The organism is Pontibacter actiniarum (assembly GCF_003585765.1).
In the GTDB taxonomy this organism is placed as follows: Bacteria; Bacteroidota; Bacteroidia; order Cytophagales; family Hymenobacteraceae; genus Pontibacter; species Pontibacter actiniarum.
The window spans coordinates 2,789,542-2,813,876 of the sequence record NZ_CP021235.1; the positions used below are offsets into that span (position 1 = coordinate 2,789,542).

Genomic DNA, 24,335 nt, shown 5'->3' on the forward strand with positions numbered 1-24,335 from the left:
TGGACTCACTCTTCGACAGGTGGGGAATCAAATAGTGCATCCATCACCTGTATAGGAGGAGGTGACGTAAGTGTTACTCTAAAAAGAAAGGATAATCAACGGTTTCAGTTCTATGGTGTTTGGTTAAAGTACACAAACTACTCTAACTACCCAAACAAGGATCTTAGAGTAAACTACAGTGGTTCTTCTGACCCACAACAAACCTTCGGAGGAAATACAACTACTGTTCTTTCAAAGAACGTAAATGTAACTTCTGTTTCGCTTAGCTTTGGAGGACTTGATAGGTTATATCTGGACAACTTAATTGTTGGCCCAGCCATCGCTTCCCCTCCAACACTAACCACCACAAGTGCAACTAACATCAACGCTACTTTTGCCACGGCAGGAGGTAGTGTTACAAACGACGGTGGCGGTACCGTAACTGAGCGGGGTATAGTATGGTCAACTGCACAAAACCCAACGACTGCCAATAACAGGCAGCGCATGGGCAGCGGCACAGGCTCTTTTTCCGGACAGATAGCAGGACTTGCAGCAAATACCACCTATTACATCCGTTCTTACGCGATCAACTCTGCAGGTACAGCTTATGGCAATCAGGTGTCATTTAAGACAACGGATGGTTCAGGGCCGCTTACACTTTTACCAACCATAGACACCTCCTTTGATAATGCTGGTTCATATCCATCTGACCCCAGTTGCTATGTTGGGTATACTCCTGAATACGGTCAGCAAACGGCAGCCCTCAAGTTTTCATTGACACCTGTGACTGGCACAGTAACCTCTGCCAAACTGAGGCTATATGTAAATTTAAAAAACGGAAGCAATGTTTTTGCCAAAGTATGGTCATCTACAGATGAAACATGGACCTCCTCCATTACTTCCCCACCCGCTCAAGATCAAGCTTTAGGCCAAGTAGCTGTTACCACAGCTGGTAATTGGATTGAGATAGATGTGACAGATTATATCGATGCCAAAGTGAAAGACAGTAAGGTAGCTTCATTGGTCGTTACAGGAAACACTTCACTGAACCCTGGTGAGGTGTACTTTAACTCAATGGAGAGGACCACAAGCCAGCCTCAGTTGGTTATAGTGACGGGCAGTGCTCTTTCCTCTAACGCTAACCTATCAAACATAGCACTATCCAAGGGTACCCTTACCCCCACCTTTACGGAAGGAACGGTGAACTACACCGCTCAGCTTCCATATGAAACGGAAAGTTTAACGATCACGCCAACCCTTGCCGATGCCAACGCGACTTTAAAAGTACAAGGCACTGACGTAGCTAGCGGAACAGCGCATTATGTTACTTTAAACATAGGCTCCAACGCTATCCCAGTAGTAGTTACCGCACAGGATGGAACAAAAAAGACCTATTCTGTCTCAATAACTCGTGCTGCTCCTTCAGCCAACGCAGACCTAGCAGGTTTATCACTGAATAACGGTGTACTCTTCCCTGCGTTTTCTTCTGGTGTTACCAGTTATGCAGCAAACGTTGGCACTAGCGTCTCATCGGTTTCTGTTACACCCACAGCCGCTGACAATACAGCAACAGTTACCGTGAATGGCTCGCCGATAAGCAGCGTAAGCGCTTCGGCGCCCATCGCTCTTCAAGTAGGTAGCAACACTATTACAACGGTGGTTACGGCACAGAACGGTACGACAAGAACATACACTACTACAGTAAACCGCAGTATATTCCCACTGCACACCTTACCCTTCAACGGAACCGACCAATATGTTGCCGTGCCAAACACCGCTGCACTTGAGTTCACGGCTGGCACCATCGAAATGTGGGTGCAGCCAGATTGGGCTGCAAATACGAAAGGGGCCAACCCCTGCCTTATCTCCGAAAGGTCATCCAGCGGAACAAGATTCAGCCTGCACATGGAGAACAGCCTGCAGGGCATCGGTATCTGGAACAATAGCCAGTACCTCACCCGCCCTTACAATTTTGTAAGGGGGCAGTGGTACCACATAGCGGCGGTAATTGGCGCCAGCTCTACAGAGTTTTTCGTTAATGGCGCCTCCATCGGGTCTGTCAACATAAGTATGAACTCCTTTAAAAAAGGGGATGACCTAAAAATTGGTGCTTCGGTGACAAATTCGAATAGCGAGTACTTTAAAGGCGCTATGGACGAAGTCCGCATCTGGAACACGGCCCGAACGGCAAGCCAGATACACGGTAACATGGGCACCGCTATAAACCCGGCCAGCACAGGCTTAGTGGCATACTTCCCGGTTGATGAAGGCGTCACAAGCCAGGCGAATGCCGTAACAAGAAGGCTTACCGACTACTCTGCAAACGCTTTGCACGGGACGCTGTACAACTACTTCTTGTCATCCAACGCCAACCTGTCAAACCTGACGCTATCTGCCGGCTCCCTCTCCCCTGCCTTCGCCGCCAATACAACGAGCTACACTACTACCGTGGGCAACAAGGTTACAAGCCTTAGCCTGACCCCGACAGTTGCGGACGCAAGGGCAACTGTGACGGTAAATGGTACTGCTACGCTAAGCGGAAGCGCTGTAGCTATCCCGCTAAACGTGGGCAGCAACACGGCAGCCATTGCTGTTAGGGCAGAAAACGGCACGACTCAAACCTACACGCTAACAATTACCAGGGCACCTAACGCTGCGCCCGTACTAACACTGGTAAGCCCCTCGCTGGCGACCATTCATGAAGATCACCATAACCACCAGGGGTATCAGGTGGCTTCTATCCTTGGCAGCTCTTTTTACGATGCAGACCAGGGGATGCAGGTAGGCATGGCAATCACGGGGGCCTCCTCCGAAAAAGGCAACTGGCTCTACTCCACTGACAACGGCACTACCTGGACAACGACCGGGGCCTTCAGTGTTTCTGCTGCCCGCCTTCTCCGCCCGCAGGACTGGGTTAAGTTCCTGCCGGACGGCAAGAACGGCGTTACAGCGACCATCACCTACAAAGCCTGGGACCAGACAGTGGGTTCTGCCGGAGGAACTGCCAACACAAGTGTGAGTGGCGGCTCAAGCGCTTTCTCTACGGCAACAGACCAGGCCACGCTCACGGTAACCGACGTGAACGATGCGCCTGTGCTCAGCGGGGGGCCTTATAGCTTCCCTAACATAGAGGGCAATACGCAATCCGCCGGAAAGGCCATTTCTGCCATCCTGGATGCCATGGTGTACAATGAGGTGGATGAGAACGACACAAGAGGCATTGCGGTTACCGGTACAACCGGCAGTGGCTGGCAGTATTCGGCAGACGGAACCACCTGGAGAAACGTAGGTACTGTTGCCCCGACGTCGGCTCTGCTCTTAAGCGATGCCTCCTTCTTGCGCTACGCAGCGGGCACAAACGGTGAGACGGCTACGATTGCCTTCCGCGCCTGGGACAGAACCATTGGAAGCCCCTCATCAAACACTTTGCGCGCGACAGCCGGCGTCTCCAGCAACGGGGGCACGACAGCCTTCTCAACGGGTACAGCACAGGCCACCATCACCGTAAATGAGTCCACAACTGTAGCCTCTATTACCCGCACATCCCTTAGCCCAAGCCGTGCCGCCTCTGTAGGCTACACCGTTACCTTCGCCGACCCGGTTACAGGGCTGGATGTTTCTGACTTTACACTCGCTACAACAGGCCTCACGGGTGCCTTCATAGAAAGCATGTCCGGGGCAGGGGCAGTTTACACTGTAACCGTAAACACCGGAAGCGGTGACGGTATACTTCGCCTCGACTTCACCGGCATCACCGGAATAAGCCCGCACGCCCGCACGCCCTATACTTCCGGCGATGTGTACAGCCTCGACAAAACGGCACCTACAGGCACCCTTGCCATCAACAACGGCGCCGCTTACACGAACACGGCAGAGGTGGCCCTAAGTATAACAGCTACCGATGGTACAGGCACAGGAGTTACGGGAGCCCGCTTCCTGAATGAAGGCGGCACCCCAACCGAATGGGAACCTGTAACAGCCGGCAAAACCTGGAGCCTGCCAGGCGGCGATGGAAGCAAGACCGTCAGCATGGAACTGAAGGACGCGGCCGGCAACGTATCGCTCGTTAGCAGCACCATCTTTTATGACACGACCCAGCCAGGCGTAACCGTTACCAGCAATGCACCAGCCTCCCTTAGCGGAATGTTCAGCGTAGCCATCAACTTTACAGAGAGTGTTACCGGGTTTGAGCAGGCGGATGTAACCGTTTCCAACGGCACCCTGCAAGGCTTTACCGCCGTCAGCCCCCGCCAATACGTTGCCTTCGTAGTACCTTCTGCGGAGGGTGAAGTGGCCATCTATGTTGCCGCCCACGTCGCACAGGACGCCGCCACCAACGGTAACCTTGCATCCACACCGCTGACCCGCATTTACGATACCACAAGTCCTTCCGTAGAAGTGGTTGCCACAGCGGCTACCCAGGTTAACAAGGCTTTTGAGGTACAGGTTAACTTTTCGGAGCCTGTCAACAATTTCACACTGTCGGATGTGACAGTCACCAATGGCAGCGCCGGCGCCTTTGCCAAGCAGGACGAAGCCCACTACACCCTGACAGTAACACCGGCCTCAACCGGCAAGGTACTGGTGTACGTGGCCGCCAACGCCGCGGAGGATGCCGCGCACAACAGCAACGAAGCGTCAAACATCCTTACCCGCTTCTACGACAACGTACGCCCGGAGATCACGCTACACACAACAGCCGGCAGCCCTGTTAACGCCGCTTTCGAGTTAAGCATAGAATTCTCGGAGGCCGTAACCGGCTTTTCCGCAGCAGACCTGCAGGTAACAAACGGAACAGCGGGAGACTTTACTGCAGTGAGCGACCAGGTATACACAGCCCTGATCACTCCTGGCGCGAATGGCACAGTGCAAATCTCTGTTGCAGAGCATGCAGCCGAGGACGCGGCCACGAACGGCAACCAGGCTTCTAACCTCCTGACGCTTCTTTACGACGCCTCGCAGCCGGCTGTAACGCTTAACAGCAACGCTCCTGCCGCACTCAACGGCGACTTCAACGTGGGAGTATCTTTCACAGAGGACGTGACGGGCTTTACAGCAGCGGATGTGACTGTGGCAAACGGTGCGGTCAGCAGCTTCACCAAAACAAATGCCCGGGAGTACGAGGTCATGATCGCCCCGGCTGCCGACGGTGAGGTAAGCGTTTCGGTGGCAGCTAATGTAGCAGCGGATGTTGCCAAAAACAGCAATACGGCCTCCAACACCCTTACCCGACACTACGATGCCACCAAACCTACACTACAGCTGGCAAGCACGGCCTCAAGCCCTGTAAACACAGGCTTTGAAGTACACGTTAATTTCTCCGAGCCTGTCGCAGGGTTTGACCTAACAGACGTAGCCGTTGCAAACGGCGCAGCCTCAATGTTCACGCAGGCAGACGCGGCGCACTACACTGTTTTTGTTACGCCAACGACAGACGGTGAAGTAACTGTCTCAGTTGCCGCCAGCGCGGCACGGGATAACGCTGCAAACGAAAGCGAGGCAGCCCAGCCGCTCACCATACGCTACGACGGCACACGCCCTGCCGTAACACTGACCGCGACAGCCGCCAACCCGGGCAACACCGCCATCGGGGTAACGGTGGAGTTCAGCGAAGCCGTGAGCGGGTTGGATGCAGCGGATTTCACCGTTACCAACGGATCGGCTACCGCTTTGACGAAAGTAGGCGAGACGAAGTATACTGCTGTGATTTCACCTGCCGCGGACGGCGAAGTGAGTATTTCCATGGCAGCGAACATCGCAGCGGATGCAGCCGCAAACGGCAACACCGCCTCCAACACCATCACGCTGCAGTACGATGCCACAGCCCCTGCCGGCTACGCCATCGCCTTCAACACCGGCCGCATGGATGTTAGCAACGCCGGCAGCATGGCCGTGGCCGTGACGGGTGCGGAGCCTGGCACTACCTATTTCTACACGATTGAGAGCAACCAGGGCGGCACCCCAGTATCCGGTACGGCCGCTGTTGCGACAGAAGCCTTTACCATCGACGCCCCGGATCTGACCGGCCTCAGCGACGGCACCCTGACCGTTAGCCTCTACCTGGTGGATGCCGCCGGGAACAAAGGTGCCGCGGCCACGGCGCAGGTGACCAAGATCATGCGCGACGTTGCCGCTGTGGCGACGCCTGCCGCACTGCAGGTGCCTATCCGCACGGGCTTCGCCAACGCTGGCCTGCCAGCAACGGTGGAAGTAACCTATACTACCGGTGAGAAGGAAGCAGTTCAGGTAAACTGGCAGGAAGGCAACTACAACGGTTTGGTGGCCGGCGCTTACACCCTGACGGGCGAGCTGGAGCTGAAGCCGATGACCACGAACCTGAGCGGCCACACGGCCAGCATCACCGTGGCGGTACAGCCTAACAAGGCCCCTACCGCCATCGCGCTGAGTAACGCGGCCTTCGGCCCGGGCACCGCCCCTGCTGATGTGATCGGGGAGTTCTCTACCGCAGACGCCGATGACCCTGCCGCCCCGCTTTACCAGGAGCATGTGTACACGCTGGCAAACGGCGAAGGAGACACAGACAACAGCCTCTTCGAGATCCGTGGCAAAGAGCTTCACCTGAAATCCAACAACGGCCTGTCGGGTAAAGTGGACTACAGCATCCGTGTGCGCTCAACCGACCCTTACCAGAACACCTTTGAGCAGGTATTCACGCTGAAGAAGACGGCCTACCAGGTACCGAAGGAGGAGCTGAGGATCGTGAACGCCTTCTCTCCGAACGGCGACGGCGTGAACGACAACTGGACGATCCCGGAGCTGCGCTTCTACAACCAGGTGCACATTCAGGTGTTCGACCGCTCCGGCGTGCGCGTGTTCGAAACAACAGACCCGGAGACGGGCTGGAACGGGCGCAGCACCGATGGGCAGATACTGAAAGGGCCTTTCCTTTATATTGTGGAGGTGAGGGATATTAACTGGGTGAAAAGAGGCGTCGTGACAATCCTTAGCAAGTAATCAAAATGAAAAAAGTAACCTTAACCATTGCATTCATCCTTTCTGTTCTGGGCCTGCAGGCCCAGAACAGAAAGCACGTGGCCAACTTCCCCCTGTTCCAGCAGTACTTTAACCCCTCGCTGACGGGCTATGAAGGCTCCATGCTCAAAACCTACTACCGCAACCAGTGGACCGGCTACGAGGATGCGCCGAAAACGATCTTCGCCTCCGCCGAGCTGGACCTGGCCGACATCAGGGCCTGGCAGAGCGACAACACCGTCAAGACCGCGGCACAGGACACCTACGACCGCCAGTCCGGCGCGGCGCACGCCTTCGGGCTGGCCCTGTTGCGCGACGAGTTCGGCGCCTTCTCCGAGACGCAGGTGCAGCTGAGCTACGGCATGCGTGTGCGCCTGTCCGACAGGCTGGCCCTGCGCTGGGGCGCTGCGGCCTCTTACAGCGCCAACCGCCTGGACGGCAACATGCTGACCGTGGACGAGGAAGGCGACCCGATGTTCCAGGACTACCTGGGCAGCGTGGGCAAAACAGGCAAGGCCGATGTTAGCCTGGGCCTGACGCTCACGGCCCAGGACTACTACCTGGGCTACGCCATGCAGGACGTGACACAGGGCCAGCTCATCAGCACCGGCGACAGCTACCTGGAGGACACCTACGCCCGCCAGCACGTGGTGCAGGCCGGCTACCGCAGAGGGCTTACCGAGCAGCTGGGCGTGGTGGCCAACGCCGTGTACCGCTACGACTCCTACCTGGGAGAGACGGTGGAGGGCCAGCTGAAGGGGGTGTTCGCCAACACCTTCTGGGCCAGCGCCGGCTACCGCAAGGACCTGGCCTACACCCTCGGGGCGGGCGCCAGGCTCAGCCAGTTTAAGGTGAGCTATGTGTACGAGGCACCGGTGCAGGACGCGGCGCAGGTTGGCCGCAGCACCAACGAGCTCACCCTGACCTATAACCTGATACCGGTCAAATACCCTAAGTACGGCAAGAAAGTAACCATGTGGTAACCCAATAGAAACATGAAAAGAGCAATTTACACCATAACTCTGTTGCTGGCCGCGGCCTCCGCGCAGGCGCAGACACCCATCAAGCAAGCCAGGGAGGAAATAGCGGACGTGACCCTGCTGGGCGAGCACCTGCTGATCTACACGAAGAAGGAAGACCAGGGCCAGTACCTGTACCGCGAAGAGAAGGGAAGCGGCCACGCCGAGAAGGATCCCCAGCTCAACGCCGGCACTGTTAACACCGCGGTGGGCACCAACGCGGCGGGCAACGAGCTGTACGTTTACCAGCAGAGCGGGCGCCGCTCGGGCCGCATTGCCGTGTACCGGCTGGAGAACGGGGCCTTCACCAAAACGGAGGAGCGCAAAGCACCCCGCTTCCTTAACCACTCCCCCAACCTGGGCATGCACCTCTCGGAAGACAGGAAGCGCCTGCTCATTACAGCGGAGCTGGCCAAATCCGAAGGCTACGACGACCTGTACCTGAGTGAGTGGCAGAACGGCAGGTGGAGCAAGCCCAAGAACCTGGGCAAGGAGGTAAACAGCCGCGCCGCGGAATTTGCCCCCTACGTGTCGGGCGACTCGCTCTTCTTCTCGCGCAAGCAGGGAGAGGCGGCCTATGTGTACACCGTGCCGCTCCGGGAAGGCGGTACCCCTGCCGGAGAGCCCGTGAAGCTGAAGGGGCAGGTTAACCGCGAGGGCGCCTTCAACGCCTACTACAAAAAGGCTGGGGAGCAGGAGCTGTGGGTGTCTGCCGCCGCAGATAGCTACGTAGCTTACCTGACGGAGAAGGAGGCGCCGAAAGCGGAGCCTTCCGAGGAGCCGGCAGCAGAAACTGTAGCCGCCGCCGGGCCAGCCGTGGCGTCGGGCACAGCCACAGCGGCCGGGCCGGTTTCTGAAGATGCGGTGCTCCAGCTTACCTACGGCTTTAACCAGGTGTATATGAACGAGGAGTCGGAAAAACAGCTGCGGAGCTTTCTGGAGGCGCTGCCAAACGGTGCGGCCATCTTTGTGGAGGGCTTTTCCGACGCGCAGGGCCCCGAGGCGGGCAAGGTCAGCGTCAGCCGCCAGCGCGCCGCCTTCGTCAAGTGGTACATCCTCAACAAATTCAACCATAAGAGCTTTAAGACAAAGACCGGCAGTGAGGTACTGCAGCAGGTGGGTGAGCAGGCAAGGCGTGTGGAGCTAAAAGTACAGTAGCGTTATACTTGCACATCTAAACAAAAGAGCCCTTGCCATCTGGTGAGGGCTTTTTGTTTATCACCCTCTCCTACTCCTTTTCAGGTGCTCCTCCACAGCATCATGCAAAAAGCACTTATACTTATACTTATACGACAGAGCCTCCTCACCTCTGGCACTGCGCCGCGCGGTTTTAGGCTGTTGGTGCGCAAAAACAAGACGCGCCCGATACACGGCGCAGGACCGGCTCTGCCTTTCGCACTTATTTCTGTACCTTTGTAGCATGATTTCGATGAGGCAATTATTTCTGCAGAATGTGGCGCAGACATCAGACTTTCCGCTGATGATTGAAGTAGAGAAGGCAGAGGGTGTGTACATGTACGGCAGCAAGGGCGAGCGCTACCTTGACCTGATCTCCGGCATTGGCGTGAGTAACGTAGGGCACCGCCACCCGCGCGTGTTGAAGGCCATACAGGAGCAACTGGACAAATACCTGCACCTGATGGTGTACGGAGAGTTTGTGCAGGCCCCGCAGGCCATGCTGGCGCAGGCTATCACCAGCACCCTGCCTGAGCGGCTCAACAATGTGTACTTCCTAAACTCCGGCACGGAGGCCGTGGAAGGCGCTCTGAAGCTGGCCAAACGCTACACCGGCCGTACCGAGCTTATTTCCTGCCGGAACGCCTACCATGGCTCCACACAGGGAGCTCTGTCAGTAAACGGAAGCGAAGGCTTTAAGAACGCATTCCGCCCGTTGCTGCCCGATGTGCGGCACATCCGCTTTAACCACCTCCCCGACCTGCAGGACATTACCACCCGCACTGCCGCCGTTATCATAGAAACGGTACAGGGCGAGGCCGGCGTACGCGTAGCAACAGACGGTTACCTGCAGCACCTGCGGGAGCGCTGCACAGAGGTGGGCGCCCTGCTGATACTGGACGAGATACAGAACGGCTTTGGCCGCACCGGCACTTTCTGGGCCTTTGAGCAGTTCGGCATTGAGCCGGATATACTTCTGTGTGCCAAAGGAATGGGCGGCGGAATGCCTATCGGTGCTTTTATAGCTCCCCAGGAGATTATGGCTGCCTTCAAAACCGACCCTATACTGGGCCACTGCACGACCTTCGGCGGCCACCCTGTCAGCTGCGCCGCCTCCCTGGCGACCCTGCAAACCATACTGGAGGATAAACTACTGGAGGGAGTTGCCCGCAAAGCCGAACTGTTCCGGGAGCTGCTGGTGCACCCGCGCATTAAGGAGCTCCGCCAGTGCGGCCTGATGATGGCCGCAGAGTTCGAGAGCTTTGAGGTGCTCAAAGCCGTCATCGACAGGGCCATCCTCAATGGTGTGCTTACAGACTGGTTCCTGTTCTGCGACAACTCCATGCGCATTGCGCCGCCGCTGGTGATTACCGAAGACGAGATTCGTGAAGCCTGCGCGGTTATCCTTAAGTCCATTGATGAGGCAACGGCGGCTTTGGATTAGTCTGCTGGATTTGATAAAGTGAAAGGCCCGGGTGCTCGCAGGAATACCCGGGCCTTTCACTTTTACGCACCACCGTACCTGCTTTACTCCTACAGGAGCTTTCTCCGCCTTTTTCCCTCCTTAAGTTTGCACCGCTGCACGCATGCCAGGAGCCACAGCCAAAACCTGCCCCTTGCCCCAGCTGTGCTAAAGTATAGAGCCGTGGCTTGTGGAGCCGGCAAATTATATCCCTGCAGCAGCAGCAACCGCAACATCAATTGCACGTAATAACCGACATTGTATACTTCATCCTGAAGTATAGGCTTATCAGAAACTTTATGGAAATAGCCCTGGTGCTAACACTGCTGGTGATCGCTGTGGTGCTATTCGCCACAGAGAAGCTGTCTGTCGAGCTGGTGACGCTGCTTATGCTCATCATACTTGCCAGCACCCGTATTATCACGGCAGAAGAGGCCTTTGCCGGCTTCAGCAGCGACTTTCTCATCATTATAGCCTCCATCTTTATACTTAGTGCCGCCCTGCAGGAAACGGGCGTACTCGACTTTGCCGTGGTGCGGCTGGTGCGGCTGGCCAAGCAGAGCCGGAACCTGATGCTGTTCACGGTAATGATTGTAACAGGTGTCGTATCAGCGTTCATGAACAACACGACCGTCACGGCCATGTTCGTTACCCCTCTCGTGGGCCTGTCCCGGCGCATCAACTCCAGCCCCTCCAAGCTGCTGATGCCACTGGCGTTCGCGGCCATACTGGGAGGCACCTGCACCCTGATCGGCACCTCTACGAACGTGGCCGTGAGCGGCTACATCGCCAAAAGCGGCCTGCCGCCTATCGGTATTTTCGAGATTTCGGGGATAGGCTTTATCATCTTTCTGGTAGGCGTTGTTTACATGATGACGATCGGGCAGCGCATGCTCCCGGAACACGAAGACCAGAAGCTGGCCGAGGAGTACAAGCTGCAGAAGTACCTGACCGAGATCATCATCAGACCCGACTCGCCACTGGTGGGCCAGCTCGTCTTCGCCTCCGACCTGACCTCGCTGCACTTCCGGATTCTCAACATCATCCGGGGCAAGGATAACTTTCTGCCGGACTTCCGCACCCGTATTTCCGCCAACGACGTGCTGCTGGTGGAGGGCGACCTGGACAACCTCATCAAGGTAAAGGAAACGAAGGGGATAGACATTATGGCCGACATCATCCTGGAGAAGGACCTGGTGACGGACAACATCCGGCTGGCGGAGCTACTCGTTGTCCGGCAGTCGGACCTGATTGGGCGCACGGTGAAGGAGGTGAACTTTCTGCAGCGCTACGGCCTGGTGGTGCTGGCTATCTCCCGCTACGGCGAAACGCTGCGCAGCAAGATCGGCAGCATCCAGCTGCAGATCGGCGACTTGCTGCTGGTGCAGGGCTCCCCGGAGCGCTTCAGCCAGCTGCGCACCTCCAGCAATGTGGCGCTGCTGGGCGAGTTTGAGCCCCTGCTCTTCAAGAAGCGCAAAGGCATTATTGCCATTTCGTGCTTTACCATAGCCATTCTGCTGGGCACCATGGACCTGCTCCCCCTCTCCGTTGCCTTTCTGCTGGCCGCGATCTGCACCATCCTGTTCCGCTGCATCAGCTCGGAGAAGGCCTATGCCGCCATCGACTTCAAGCTCCTGGTCCTGATCGGGGGCATGACGGCCTTTGGCACCGCCATGGAAAACTCCGGTGCCGCTGACTTCCTGGCGCAGGGCATTGTGGACGTACTGGGGCCGCTAGGAAAAATGGCCGTTTTGGCGGGCTTTGTTGTGCTGACGGTGCTGCTCACACAGCCCATGTCCAACGCGGCGGCGGCGCTGGTAATCGTGCCGGTGGCGCTGCGCACGGCGGCTTCGCTCGGCTCGGACCCCCGCGCCTTTGCGATTGCCATTATGCTGGCCGCCTCCGTGTCGCTGGTGACCCCTTTTGAGCCCGCCTGCATTCTGGTGTACAGCCCCGGCAAGTACCGCTTCAGCGACTTCATTAAAGTGGGCTCCCCGCTCACCCTTCTGCTCATCATCGTCATCCTGGTGCTGGTGCCCGTTTTCTGGCCTGTGTAACAGCGCAGGCTAAATGGCAGTACAGTAAAAGGATCAATCTTTCAGAAAATGAAACATATACCCTACCTGTTGGCGCTGCCACTCTGCCTGCTGGCCTGCTCTCCGGAAAACGAAGAGGTAAAAGATGAGTACGTGGACGCTGCCCCTCCCGCAGACGCCCTCGACTCTATTGCCAATGTGCCCAAGGATGCCGTAAAAACCGATGAAAACGACATAAAGCCCACCATACCGCTGCCGCAGCCGGTAATGGAGCTACTGTCTGAGAAGTACAGGGGCTGGGAAAAACCGGAGATCGCCGCCAATGCGTTGCGGCAGGCGGAAGCGCACGAAAGCACCGCGGCTGTGGCCCGTGGCGACTTTAACGGCGACGGATGGCAGGACGTGGCCCTGCAGCTACAGCAGGGCAAGGACGTGGTGATGGTCGTAGCGTTTCAGACGGGCGACTATGAGTATGAGCTGGTAGAGCTGAGGCGGGATATCCTGTTTAATGAGCGCGGCACGCTTAAGAGCCTGTACTACCTGTTTACAGTGCCGCAGGACGAAGAGCTGCAGAGCGAGGAAACAGGCCAGGAGATGGAGCTGGCCCACGATGCGCTGGCCATCGGCATGGAGAGCAACACCACGGCCTACGTGTATCAGAACGGCAGCTTCCAAAGCTACACGATCGCAAACTAGGCTGGGCAGGGGCCGGCACTCTCAGGAGTAGGCCAGGAAGAACATGGAGGCCACCACAACGGCCACAACAGTGCCTATACTAAAGGCATAGGCGCTTAGCCGGAGCGCCCGGCGCCTGTCCAGCTCCGGAATAACATGGGCCTGCTGGCGGACATAGAACAGGAAGGCAAGTATGGCCAGTATAAAGCTGCAGAACCAGAAAGTGCTGAACCGCATGATAAACGCCAGCGGCAGGCGGTAATACGACAGGGTGTGCAGCACCAAAGGCTCGGCGGCAAGGAAAAAAGCGGCCAAAGCCATCAGGACGCTCCCATAGAGCGAGAGTAACAGAAAGTAGTACTGTGCGTTTTGCCTCATCCGGTCTGCTAGTAATTCAGAAATGCCTGTGCCTCCTCTTTAATGTTGTCCCTGGTAAGCCCGTCCTTCACTCCCACCGAGATTTTACGGACCAGAACGCCCACAATGGATTTCTTGAAGCCGAGCTTTGCGGCCATGTTAATGCAGAAGTCCATTTCGTTTTCATCCACAATGCCGTCAGCCAGCATCATTTCCACCAGGTCGTAGATCTGGTCAAAGCGTTCCGAGTCGTTGGTGGGCAGCTGAGAGTCAGAGGCTTTGACACTCGAAACCAGGTCCCGCACTTCATCCGGCTTCATTCCGTGCTTTTTACCGATACCTACTATAAAATCCATCTCGGAGGGGTCTAAGTGGCCGTCAATTTTCGCCAGAGCACCCAGGTTGGTGATGTGGCTTCTTAATCTTTTTGTTTCTTCGCTCTCAAAAAAACCGAACATACGTTGCCTCTATAGGTTAAATTACTTTACTTGGACTTTCGTTGTGCTGACACAGGTCATGCGCTTTCTTTCGGTAAGACTTCTCTTCCGGTGGCAAAACGCCACAAGGCAGTACCTCCCACAGAAAACAAGCAGTTGGCGCCTTGGTTATAACATACGACTTTCGCTATTTAAAGTCGTGGATTAGCGCCAGTTTTTCTTTCTGGTGCAAATTGAGCGCGTCCTACCCCTGGTGCAGCATATGCTAACGATTATTTAACGTATCTTTACGACTTATTTAGTATCTATACCTCAACTAAAAGACACAACAACACCATGAAAAGAATTGGAGTCTTTACTTCGGGCGGCGACTCACCAGGCATGAACGCATGTATCAGAGCAGTAGTAAGAACAGCCGTTTATCATGGGTTAGAAGTATATGGCATCCACCGGGGCTACAAAGGCATGATTCAGGGCGAGATTTACCGCATGGACTCGCACTCGGTGAGCAACATCATTCAGAAGGGCGGCACCATTCTGCGCTCTGCGCGCAGCAAGGAGTTCATGACGCCGGAAGGGCGCAAGAAAGCCTATGATCAACTGCAACAACACGGCATAGAGGGGCTGGTGGCCATTGGCGGCGACGGTACCTTTACCGGTGCTAATATCTTCTTCGAGGAGTACGGCATTCCGACTGTCGGAGCTCCCGGAACCATCGACAACGACCTCTTCGGCACAGACTACACCATCGGCTACGACACCGCCGTGAACACCGCCCTGGACGCCATCGACAAGATCCGCGACACGGCCGACAGCCACGACCGCGTATTCTTTATCGAGGTGATGGGCCGCGACTCCGGCTACATTGCCATCCCTTGCGCCATCGGTGGCGGGGCTGAGATTGTGATGATCCCGGAGACCGAGACAAGCATTGACTATGTGGTAGACACCCTGCGCACCGGCTGGAACCGCTCTAAAACCTCGTTTATCGTAATTGTGGCCGAGGGCGACGATGCCGGCAACGCCACACAGGTGGCCGCCCAGGTACAGCACGAGCTGCCGCACATGGATGCCCGCGTTACCATACTTGGCCACGTGCAGCGCGGCGGCTCCCCTACAGCCGCAGACCGCATGCTGGCCAGCCAGCTGGGCATTGCCTGTGTGGAAGGCCTCATAGGCGGGCACAAATGCGAAATGGCCGGCATCATCAACGGGGAGTTAACGTACACTCCGTTTATAGAAACCATCACCAAGGATAAGCTCATCAACCCGCAGTACGTAAAGATGGTAGACATCCTTTCGGTTTAGGCACCATAGCCTAAACGGTTGGCTACAGCCGCCCTGCTCCTGCGTTTTTTACGGAGGCGAAGGGCGGCTGTAGCTGTTTTGCACCTCCCGTGAAAGTACGTTAACGGGCCAAAACGCCTTTATATTCTAAAAAGACTATCCCTATCCGCACAAATCCGTAAAAGCAGAGCACGAACCTAAACATTTGAGCTATCGCATCTGCTAAACATATCGGTAAAACAATCCTGAAAATCATACTGTGGCCGTTGGCTGTCATAGTGGCGCTGCTTCTCCTCATCATTATCGCGCTGCAGTTCCAGGTGGTGCAAAACTATGTGGCCAGGCAGGCTGAGAACTACCTTGAAAACACGCTTGACACACAGGTGGACATAGGCGGCTTTACCACCGACTGGCGCAACACACTGGTGCTGAAAGATGTCTACATTGAGGACCAGCAGCAGGACACGCTGTGGTACTCCGAGCGGCTGGGAGTAGACATGGCCATACTTTCGCTGATCAGCGGCGAGGTAAACATCCGCAAGGTAGACCTGGACAACGCCACGGTAAAGCTGCACATCCGGCAGGACAGCACGAGTAACTTCGACTTCGTGACCGAGGCCTTTGCCACCGACACCGCCGCCGCGCAGCCTGCTGACACGGCTTCGGCCATGCAGTTCTCCCTGGGCATCGCGAACCTGAACAACGTGTACCTGGTGTACCAGGATGAGGCCGGGGGAAACTTCATCCGGACGCGCGTGGGAGAGCTGACCACCACCATGGAAGAGATAAACCTCGAAGAGCAGCGCTACCTGGTGGACGAAATCGAGCTGGCTAACACCTGGGTAGACTATGAGCAGACAAAGCTGCCCCCGCCCGACACCGCCGCCACCGAGCCGCTGGAGCTGGACTTTGGCCTGAACCGCGTGGCACTGGAGAACATCCGCCTCAGTTACCTGAGCCGCCCCGCCGACCAGCGCATCGAGCTGGCCCTGGGAGAGTCGGAGCTGGTGGCCGATAACATCAACTTAAAGGAGGCCCGCGTGGACCTGGCAAGCTTTACCCTGCAAGACACCGACCTCAAGTACATTCAGCAGAAGTACAAGCCGGTGGACTCTCTGGCCGTAAACCCTGCCAAAACGGCAAAGGAGCTGGACCAGTCGGTAGAGCAGGCAAAGGGAGCGCCCGTGAACTGGGTGGTGACCCTGGGAGAGATCGATGTGGCGGGGCTGGACGTACTGTTCGATAATTTTAACGCGCCGAAACAGCCGCGCGGCATGGATTACGACCACCTCAGGTTTACGGATGTGATTCTTGATGCGGAAGACATTTTCTACAGCCTAAACCGGTACCAGGCCGACATCAACCAGCTCACGCTGCAGGAGCAAAGCGGCTTTGAGCTGATAAACCTGCAGGCCCTAGTGGAGGTGGACACCACCAGCGCCAGCCTCACCAACCTGGACTTGCAGACCCATAACAGCCTGATCCAAAGCGACCTGGCTCTAACCTACCCTTCGCTGGAGACTATCACGGAAAAGCCTGCGCAGGTAGGTGTGAAGGCAGATATCAACAAGAGCTACATCGGGATGGAGGACATACAGCTGCTGATGCCTGAGCTCGCCAAGGACCCTTCTTTCAGAAAGATAGCAGGCTCCACCGTAAAGGTGCAGGCCGCCGTAACCGGCACGCTGGAGAACCTGCAGCTTCAGAACCTGCAGCTGGCAGGGCTACAGAACACGAACGTGGATGTGAGCGGCGAAATACGTAACGCCATGGACCCGGAAAACCTGTACCTCGACCTGGACATAGACCGCTTTACCACCACCCGCACGGATGTGGAGGCGCTGCTGCCGGACGACGCCATCCCCGAGGGCTTCAGGCTGCCGGGGCGGCTCAGCCTGCAGGGGAACTACACAGGCTCCCTCACCTCCTTTGATACCAACGCACGCCTCCGAAGCTCTTTCGGCGACCTGAACCTGGACGTCGACACGAAGCCAAACGGACGCTTCACCGCCTCCGCCAGCTCAGAGGGGTTTGCGCTGAACCAGCTGTTTACCGACAGTCTGGGCCTGGGAGAGATCGCGTTTACAGCCAAAGCCTCGGGGGCCAACCTAACGGAACCGGCAAAGCTGGTCGCAAACGTAAACGCAACGGTCAACCGCTTTAGCTACAACAACTACACCTACAACGACATCGTTCTTGATGCCGACATCAACAAAGGCCTCTACACGGTGGAGGCTGTATCAGGGGATGAGAACCTGGCTTTCGAACTGGCGGGGACCTTTGACATGCGCGACACGCTGCAGCCGGCCTATGCGTTTAACCTTGACCTGAAAGAGGCGAACCTGCACGCGCTTAACTTCTACCCCGACTCGCTCTCCATACAAGGGCAGTTGGAAGGCAACTTTACAGGAGCAGACGCCAGCACCATCAGCGGCACGCTGGTGGCGGAAGAACTGGTGGTGCAGACGAACGACAGGCTCTTCCCGATCGACACGCTGGTGATGGCCCTGGAGCAGACGGGAGAAGTGTCGGAGCTGGATATCCGGTCTGACATTGCAGACGGGCAGGTACGCTTTGAGAACTCGCTGGCGACGCTGCCAACGGCCATGCAAAAGTACTTCTCCAACTACTTTGACTTACAGCCAGACCCGCCCTACCCTGCCGATACCAACCTGGAGGACTTTACCTTTACGCTGGACCTGAAAAAAACGGGCATTGTGACGGCGTTTGTACCGGGCCTGGAGCAACTGCAAACCTCCGGCCCCATCACCGCGAGCTACGACAGCGAAACCCAGCGGCTGCGGATGATCGGCAATATCAGCAAACTTGTGTACACCGACTATACGTTGCAGAACATCGACCTGCGCGTACGCGGCGACAACGAGCAGCTCGCCTACAACATCGACCTGCAAAAGCTCATTTCACCGTCCCTGAACGTGGAGAACGTGTCGCTGGAGGGCGCGGCCCGGGACGATGAGCTCAGCGTGAAACTGGCTGTTGCCGGAGACAGCCTGCAGGACGGGGAGCGGTTTGTGCTGGGCGGCGTGCTCAACAGCCTGGGCCGTGGCTACCGCTTCTCCTTTAACCCGGACCAGCTGGTGATCAACGGAGACAACTGGGATGTGCCGCAGGACAACTACCTGCAGTTCAGCACTGATCTGCTCTATGCCAACAATATCAGGCTATCGCACAACAACCAGACCATTGCCCTTAACAGTACAGGCCCGGTGGCTCCGGGCGCACCGCTCCAGGTGGGGCTCGACAACGTAGACATCGGCTACCTGCTGAGCACTTTCCAGGAGCCGCAGGACAGCCTGATGGACGGCACGATCAACGGCACGGCCACCCTCACCGATATCATGTCCGGCACCCTTGCCTTTACCTCTGACCTGACCGTGACGGACTTTGTGTATGAAGGCGTGCCGGTGGGCGACCTGGCGCTGGAGGCGAGCAACACGGGTGGCAACCGCTACAACATAGATGCCTTGCTCACCGACAACGGCAACGAGGTGACGCTACAGGGGTTTGTGGAGATGCAGCCAAACGCCACGCTCCTGAACCTGGATGCCAACATCGCCAGCCTCAACCTCGGCGCGCTGGAAGGCTTCACGGCCGGCACGATACAGGACATGGACGGCCTGGCCAGGGGGGACCTGCGCATTACCGGCACCCTGGACAACCCCCAGATCGTTGGCCCCCTTGCCTTTGACCAGGCGCAGTTTAACCTCACCATGCTGGGCTCTTTGTTCACGCTGGAGGATGAGCGGCTGCTGTTTACCGAAGAGGGCATCCGCTTCCCGAACTTCACGATCACCGACTCGCTTGGAAACGATTTGGTGGTGGAAGGCACCATCCTGACGGAGTCTTACACAGACTTCCGGTTTAACCTGGAGGTAGACACGGAGCGGTTCCTGGCCATGAACTCCACTGCCGCCAACAACGACTTATACTATGGCACCGTCTACCTGGCTGCCGAGGCAACTATAACAGGCAACCTGGAAGTTCCGGTGATTGAGGCGGAGGTGCGCGTGCTGGATGGCTCCGACTTTACGGCCGTTGTACCGGCAGACCAGGTAGGCGCCGCCGAGCGGGAGGGCATCGTGGAGTTTGTGAACATGAACCCCGAGATGACCCGCATTCTGGGGCAGCAGGCAGCGCAGGACACAGTGGAGGTGACCGGCTTTGTCGGGGCAGACATCGAAACACAGCTGTACATAACCGAAACCACGCCCGTCACCATCATCATCGACCCTGTAACCGGTGACCAGCTTACCGTGCGCGGCACCGCCGACCCGCTTTTCATTGGCATACGCCCGAGCGGCGAGATCAACATGACGGGCCGCTACACCGTGGAGGACGGCCGATACAGCATGGACTTCTACGATCTGGCCTCGCGCGAGCTGGACATTGTTGAGGGAAGCTACATTAACTGGAACGGCGACCCGCTACAGGCGACCATGGACATTACCGCTGTTTACACAGTGGAAGCCGCGCCACAGGAGCTGGTTGCTTCCCAGGCGGGCGGCACGCTGGACCCTGCCCTCAAAAACCAGGCGCCGTTCCAGGTACTGGTCTATGTAGAGGGAGACCTCCTTACCCCGGAGATCAGCTTTGACATTCAGCTTCCGGAGGATGAGAAAGGAAGCGTGCCGCCGGTTGTGGTCAGCGCCCTGCAGGAGCTGCGCCAGGATGAGTCGCAGCAGAACAAGCAGGTGTTTGCGCTGCTGGTGCTGGGGCGGTTCCTGGCACCGGACCCGCTGGCCAGCTCCGGCGGCGGCTTTGAGGGCACCGCCCGAAACAGCCTGAGCAACGTGCTCTCCGACCAGCTGAGCCAGCTCACAAACCGGTACGCCGGCGGGCTGGGCCTGGAGCTCGGGGTGGACTCATACCAGGATTACTCTTCCGGCTCCGCCCAGGGCCGCACCGACCTGAATGTGGCCCTGCGCCAGCAGTTCCTCAACGACAGGCTTACCGTACGCGTGGGCACCGATATCGGCCTTGAGGGCGGCAACCAGTCGAACCAAAGTATGAGCGGCTTCGGCGGCGACATTTCGGTAGAGTACTCCCTAACCGAGGATGGCCGGCTCCGCGTGCGGGGCTTCCAGCGCAACCAGTACGAGGGCATCATCGAGGGCGGCGACGTGCGGGCCACCGGTTTGTCGCTGATCTACGTGCGGGAGTACAACAACTTCTCCGACCTGTTCCGAAGCCTGGAGGCCCGGCAGGCCCGGGAGGAGGAGCGCAAACTGGAGGAGGTGCAGAAGCTCAAAGAGGAGGAAATCAAAAAGGAGGAAAAGAAACTTCAAGAAGAAGGTATACAATAAGTAAGATATGACAGAAACTCAACCCTGGGTGAGGCTTACACGCATTTCCGTTACGCCACTTATCCTGGCGCTGCTGCTTTTTTCAGGATGCAATGTTACGAAGACCGTGCCGGAGGGCGATGCCCTGTTCGCCGGCTTTGACGTAACGGTAAAGGGCGAGAACGACAGCAGCAACCGCGGCGCAGCCCTGGAGACCGAGCTAAGCGCCACGGTGAACCCGGAGCCAAACGCCTCCATACTTGGCTGGCGGCCCAAACTCGGCATCTACAACGCATTCTATACCGAGAAGGAGAAAGGGCTGAAGCACTGGATCATGACCAAGCTGGGCGAGCCCCCCGTGCTGTTCTCGGAGGTAGACACGGGCAGCATCAGCACGGTGATGAGCAACCGCCTCCACAACAGGGGCTACTTTAACAACACCGTCAACAGCAGCACAGAGATAAAGAACAAGAAAGCCTTCATTAGCTGGACTGCGCGCGTGGGGGAGCCTTACCGCCTGCGCAACATCAAGTATACCTGGCACGACTCGCTGCAGGTACAGCAGGCCATTGAGGAGGTGCAGCCCGAGTCGCTGCTTAACCCCGGCGACCCCTACGACCTGAGCGCGATGACGCAGGAGCGGATACGCATAGACGGCGCGCTTAAGAACAGGGGCTACTACTTCTTTAGCCCGGACCTGCTTCTTTACAGCGTGGACACCACCGTGGGTAACCGGCAGGCCGACGTACTGCTGCGCATCAAGCAGGCCGCCTCCAAAAAGGCCCTTAAACCCTACACGCTGGATGACATCTACATCTTCGCCAACTACTCCGTCGGCGACAGCCTCTCCGTTAACGACACCATCGACTTTAAGGGCTATCATTACATCCCGAACGAAAACTACGTGCGGGCCCGCCACCTGCTGGACGGTGTTTTCCTGGAGCAGGACAGCCTCTACACCCGGGAAGACCACTTGCTAACGATCAAGCGCCTGAACGGGCTTTCGGCCTACAAGTTTGTGAACATCGACTATGAGATAGACTCTACCAACACCAACCAGCTGGACGCGTTCGTGTACCTTACCCCAGCCTTGAAGAAATCGCTGCGGGCGGAGGCGCAGATGGTCAGCAAGTCAAATAACTTTGCCGGGCCAGGCCTCAATGTGTCCTTCCGGAACCGGAACACCTTTAAAGGCTCTGAGCTGCTCAACGTGGAGTTTACCGGGAGCTTTGAGACCCTTACCGGCGGCACCGGCACCGGCCCGGCACCGGACGGCGTGGAGGACACCGGCAGCGATAAGCTCACCTCCTATGAGCTGGGCGTAAAAACCACCCTGTCTATTCCGCGCATTGTCTCGCCCTTCAACTTTCGGAACCTGCGCACCGAGTTTGTGCCACAGACCCGGATTGGCCTGGGCTTTAATTTCCTGAACCGGGTTAACTTCTTTCAGCTGAACTCCTACAACGCCTCCTACGGCTATAGCTGGAGACCAAAAGAGACGCTAACCTTCGACGTTACGCCAATAAACCTGCAGTACGTGCGCCTGCGCCAAACCTCCCCTGCCTTTGATACGCTGCTACTGGAGAACCCTTACCTGCAGCGCAGCTTTGAAAACCAGTTTATCGTCGGCTCGATTTACCAGCTGACGTACAGCACCCAGATGTTTGAGGAGCGCACAAGCCAGATCTTCGACCGCGTCACCCTGGACCTTTCGGGCAATGTGGTGAGTGCGCTACAGTCGGTGGCTGGCGCACATAAACCGACCGACGACGACCCCCGAACGCTTTTTGGGGACCCGTACGCACAGTACGTGCTGTTCGACAACGACTTCCGCCATTACCTGAACATCGGGAAGGAAAGCCAGTTGGTAGCACGCCTGGTAACGGGCGTGGGCTACTCCTACGGCAACTCCAACACCATGCCCTATGTAAAGCAGTTCTCCATCGGGGGGCCCAACAGCATCCGGGCTTTCAGGGCGCGCAGCGTCGGCCCGGGCACCTACGACATTCCCGACGACCTGGCCTTTTCCTACTTCGACCAGACAGGCGATATCCGGCTGGAGGCCAACCTGGAGTACCGCTTCCCGATTGTCGGCTTCTTTAAAGGCGCCGCGTTTGTAGACGCGGGCAACGTGTGGCTGTTACGCGACACATACACCGAAGAAGGCGAGGTTGTCAGGCCGGGCGGCAAGTTTGAGGCAAAGGATGTGCTTAACGAGTTGGCCGTAGGTACCGGGCTTGGCCTACGCATCGATATTGAGTTTTTTGTGATTCGCCTGGATGTGGGTATCCCGGTGCGCGTGCCTTACCTGCCCAAAGGGGAGCGCTTTGTGCTCAGCGAGTTTGACGGCAGCTTCAGCGGGGAAAACAGCATGGTGCTGAATATTGCCATCGGCTATCCGTTCTAACTTTGAGTGACTGAATAATTGAATAACTGAGTCTGCATCTAAAAGAGGAGTGTGTGATGTGTTGACAGGTTCCGTTAAGACTATACTTGTTTAGCACAATTCACTCAATCACTCATTCAAAATTCAGTTATTCAAAATTCAACACTCGCTCATCAATGAACGCCACGATCTCCTGCCATTGCTGCGGGTGAAACCAGGTGTACTCTTCCGGGCTTTTGTTAAACCACGTGAGCTGGCGTTTGGCATAGCGGCGGCTGTTGCGCTTTAGCAGGCGCACGGCTTCCTCCCAATCGTACCTGCCCTCCAGGTAGTCGAATATCTCTTTGTAGCCAACGGTTTGCAGGGCATTGTGCGCCCGGTACGGGTACAGTGCCTTTGCCTCCTCCAGCAGCCCCTGCTCCAGCATCAGGTCCATGCGCTGGTCGATGCGGCCGTACAGCTCGGAGCGGTCGCGGGTAAGGCCGATTTTAACGATGTTGAACGGGCGCCCCTGCTTTTCGCTGCTGCGGAACGAGGAGTAGGGCAAACCGCTGCTCAGGCATACTTCCAGTGCCCGCACCACCCGCTGCGGGTTTGCCTTATCCACCTGCGCAAAGTAGAGCGGGTCCAGTTCCTGCAGCTTGTCCAGCAGGGGCTGCAGCCCTTCTTTCTCATACTGCTGTGTGAGCGCCTGCCGCACCTCTGGGGCCACCTCAGGCATCTCATCCATGCCCTCCAGCACGGCGCGCACGTAGAGTCCTGAGCCCCCCGTCATCAGCACCACCTCATGCTGCTCAAACAGCTTCTCCAGCAGTGCCAGCACGTCCTGCTCAAAAGCGCCGGCGTTGTACGTCTCCTTTATACTATGGGAGTCTACAAAATGGTGTGGCACCCCCTGCTGCTCGGCTGCGGTGGGCTTGGCCGTTCCGATGGCCATCTCCCGGAAGAACTGCCGCGAGTCAGCTGAAATGATCTCCGTGCGAAAGTGCTTTGCCAGCCGCACACACAGGTCTGTTTTGCCCACGGCCGTTGGCCCCACCACCACCACCAGGTGCTTCTGCTTCTCGATACGATCCATAGTTTTAGTCAATTCTATCAGCTTTACCCCTACGCCAGCACGTATCCCCTGCATCCTGAGGCAGCAACAAACACGCCGGCTCCCGGCACTGGGCAAGCGCGTGGGGCAAGGTTGCTTTATTTTTTTTGCAAAATGCACAAACAGCGG

At 57.1% G+C, this 24,335-nt stretch carries 13 protein-coding genes; 9 read left to right on the plus strand and 4 right to left on the minus strand.

What is annotated here, in order from left to right:
- Nucleotides 1-173: 173 nt before the first annotated feature.
- On the minus strand, nucleotides 174-380 hold the full coding sequence (locus CA264_RS22120) for a hypothetical protein (protein WP_211332053.1): 207 nt from the start codon (nucleotides 378-380) through the stop codon (nucleotides 174-176).
- A 103-nt stretch (nucleotides 381-483) separates the two neighbouring features.
- Here CA264_RS22120 and CA264_RS12065 point away from each other — a divergent pair, with 103 nt between their 5' ends.
- The 6 genes from CA264_RS12065 (at nucleotide 484) to CA264_RS12090 (ending at nucleotide 13,361) form a co-directional block, all read left to right on the plus strand.
- Nucleotides 484-6,954: an Ig-like domain-containing protein gene (locus CA264_RS12065; protein ID WP_418313990.1), complete on the plus strand. Its 6,471-nt coding sequence runs from the start codon at nucleotides 484-486 to the stop codon at nucleotides 6,952-6,954.
- A gap of 5 nt (nucleotides 6,955-6,959) precedes the next feature.
- Nucleotides 6,960-7,955 (plus strand): PorP/SprF family type IX secretion system membrane protein, encoded by a 996-nt coding sequence (locus tag CA264_RS12070; protein WP_025607470.1) that lies wholly within the window; start codon nucleotides 6,960-6,962, stop codon nucleotides 7,953-7,955.
- A 12-nt stretch (nucleotides 7,956-7,967) separates the two neighbouring features.
- Nucleotides 7,968-9,149, plus strand: a complete 1,182-nt coding sequence (locus CA264_RS12075; RefSeq protein ID WP_084196216.1) for an OmpA family protein — start codon at nucleotides 7,968-7,970, stop codon at nucleotides 9,147-9,149.
- Nucleotides 9,150-9,414: 265 nt separating this feature from the next.
- The gene (locus tag CA264_RS12080; RefSeq protein WP_025607473.1) at nucleotides 9,415-10,611 is read left to right on the plus strand and encodes an aspartate aminotransferase family protein; all 1,197 of its coding nucleotides are present in this window, start codon (nucleotides 9,415-9,417) and stop codon (nucleotides 10,609-10,611) included.
- A 257-nt stretch (nucleotides 10,612-10,868) separates the two neighbouring features.
- On the plus strand, nucleotides 10,869-12,686 hold the full coding sequence (locus CA264_RS12085) for an SLC13 family permease (protein ID WP_237151113.1): 1,818 nt from the start codon (nucleotides 10,869-10,871) through the stop codon (nucleotides 12,684-12,686).
- A gap of 48 nt (nucleotides 12,687-12,734) precedes the next feature.
- Nucleotides 12,735-13,361: a hypothetical protein gene (locus tag CA264_RS12090; RefSeq protein WP_025607476.1), complete on the plus strand. Its 627-nt coding sequence runs from the start codon at nucleotides 12,735-12,737 to the stop codon at nucleotides 13,359-13,361.
- A 21-nt stretch (nucleotides 13,362-13,382) separates the two neighbouring features.
- On the opposite strand, the gene CA264_RS12095 is transcribed toward CA264_RS12090, so the two are convergent.
- Nucleotides 13,383-13,718, minus strand: a complete 336-nt coding sequence (locus CA264_RS12095) for a hypothetical protein (protein WP_025607478.1) — start codon at nucleotides 13,716-13,718, stop codon at nucleotides 13,383-13,385.
- An 8-nt stretch (nucleotides 13,719-13,726) separates the two neighbouring features.
- Nucleotides 13,727-14,155, minus strand: coding sequence for a TerB family tellurite resistance protein (locus CA264_RS12100; RefSeq protein WP_025607480.1), 429 nt, complete (start codon nucleotides 14,153-14,155; stop codon nucleotides 13,727-13,729).
- A 315-nt stretch (nucleotides 14,156-14,470) separates the two neighbouring features.
- Between CA264_RS12100 and pfkA the strand changes: the two genes are divergently transcribed.
- From pfkA to tamL, 3 genes are all read left to right on the plus strand, one after another.
- A complete protein-coding gene (pfkA, locus tag CA264_RS12105) occupies nucleotides 14,471-15,442 on the plus strand; it encodes a 6-phosphofructokinase (RefSeq protein ID WP_025607481.1) in 972 nt (323 codons plus the stop codon).
- A 230-nt stretch (nucleotides 15,443-15,672) separates the two neighbouring features.
- On the plus strand, nucleotides 15,673-20,745 hold the full coding sequence (locus tag CA264_RS12110; RefSeq protein ID WP_472483255.1) for a translocation/assembly module TamB domain-containing protein: 5,073 nt from the start codon (nucleotides 15,673-15,675) through the stop codon (nucleotides 20,743-20,745).
- 7 nt (nucleotides 20,746-20,752) lie between these two features.
- Nucleotides 20,753-23,131, plus strand: a complete 2,379-nt coding sequence (gene tamL / locus CA264_RS12115; protein ID WP_025607485.1) for a translocation and assembly module lipoprotein TamL — start codon at nucleotides 20,753-20,755, stop codon at nucleotides 23,129-23,131.
- A 127-nt stretch (nucleotides 23,132-23,258) separates the two neighbouring features.
- Here the strand turns inward: tamL and miaA are convergent, their stop codons facing one another.
- On the minus strand, nucleotides 23,259-24,188 hold the full coding sequence (gene miaA / locus CA264_RS12120; RefSeq protein WP_025607486.1) for a tRNA (adenosine(37)-N6)-dimethylallyltransferase MiaA: 930 nt from the start codon (nucleotides 24,186-24,188) through the stop codon (nucleotides 23,259-23,261).
- Between the last annotated feature and the right edge of the window lie 147 nt (nucleotides 24,189-24,335).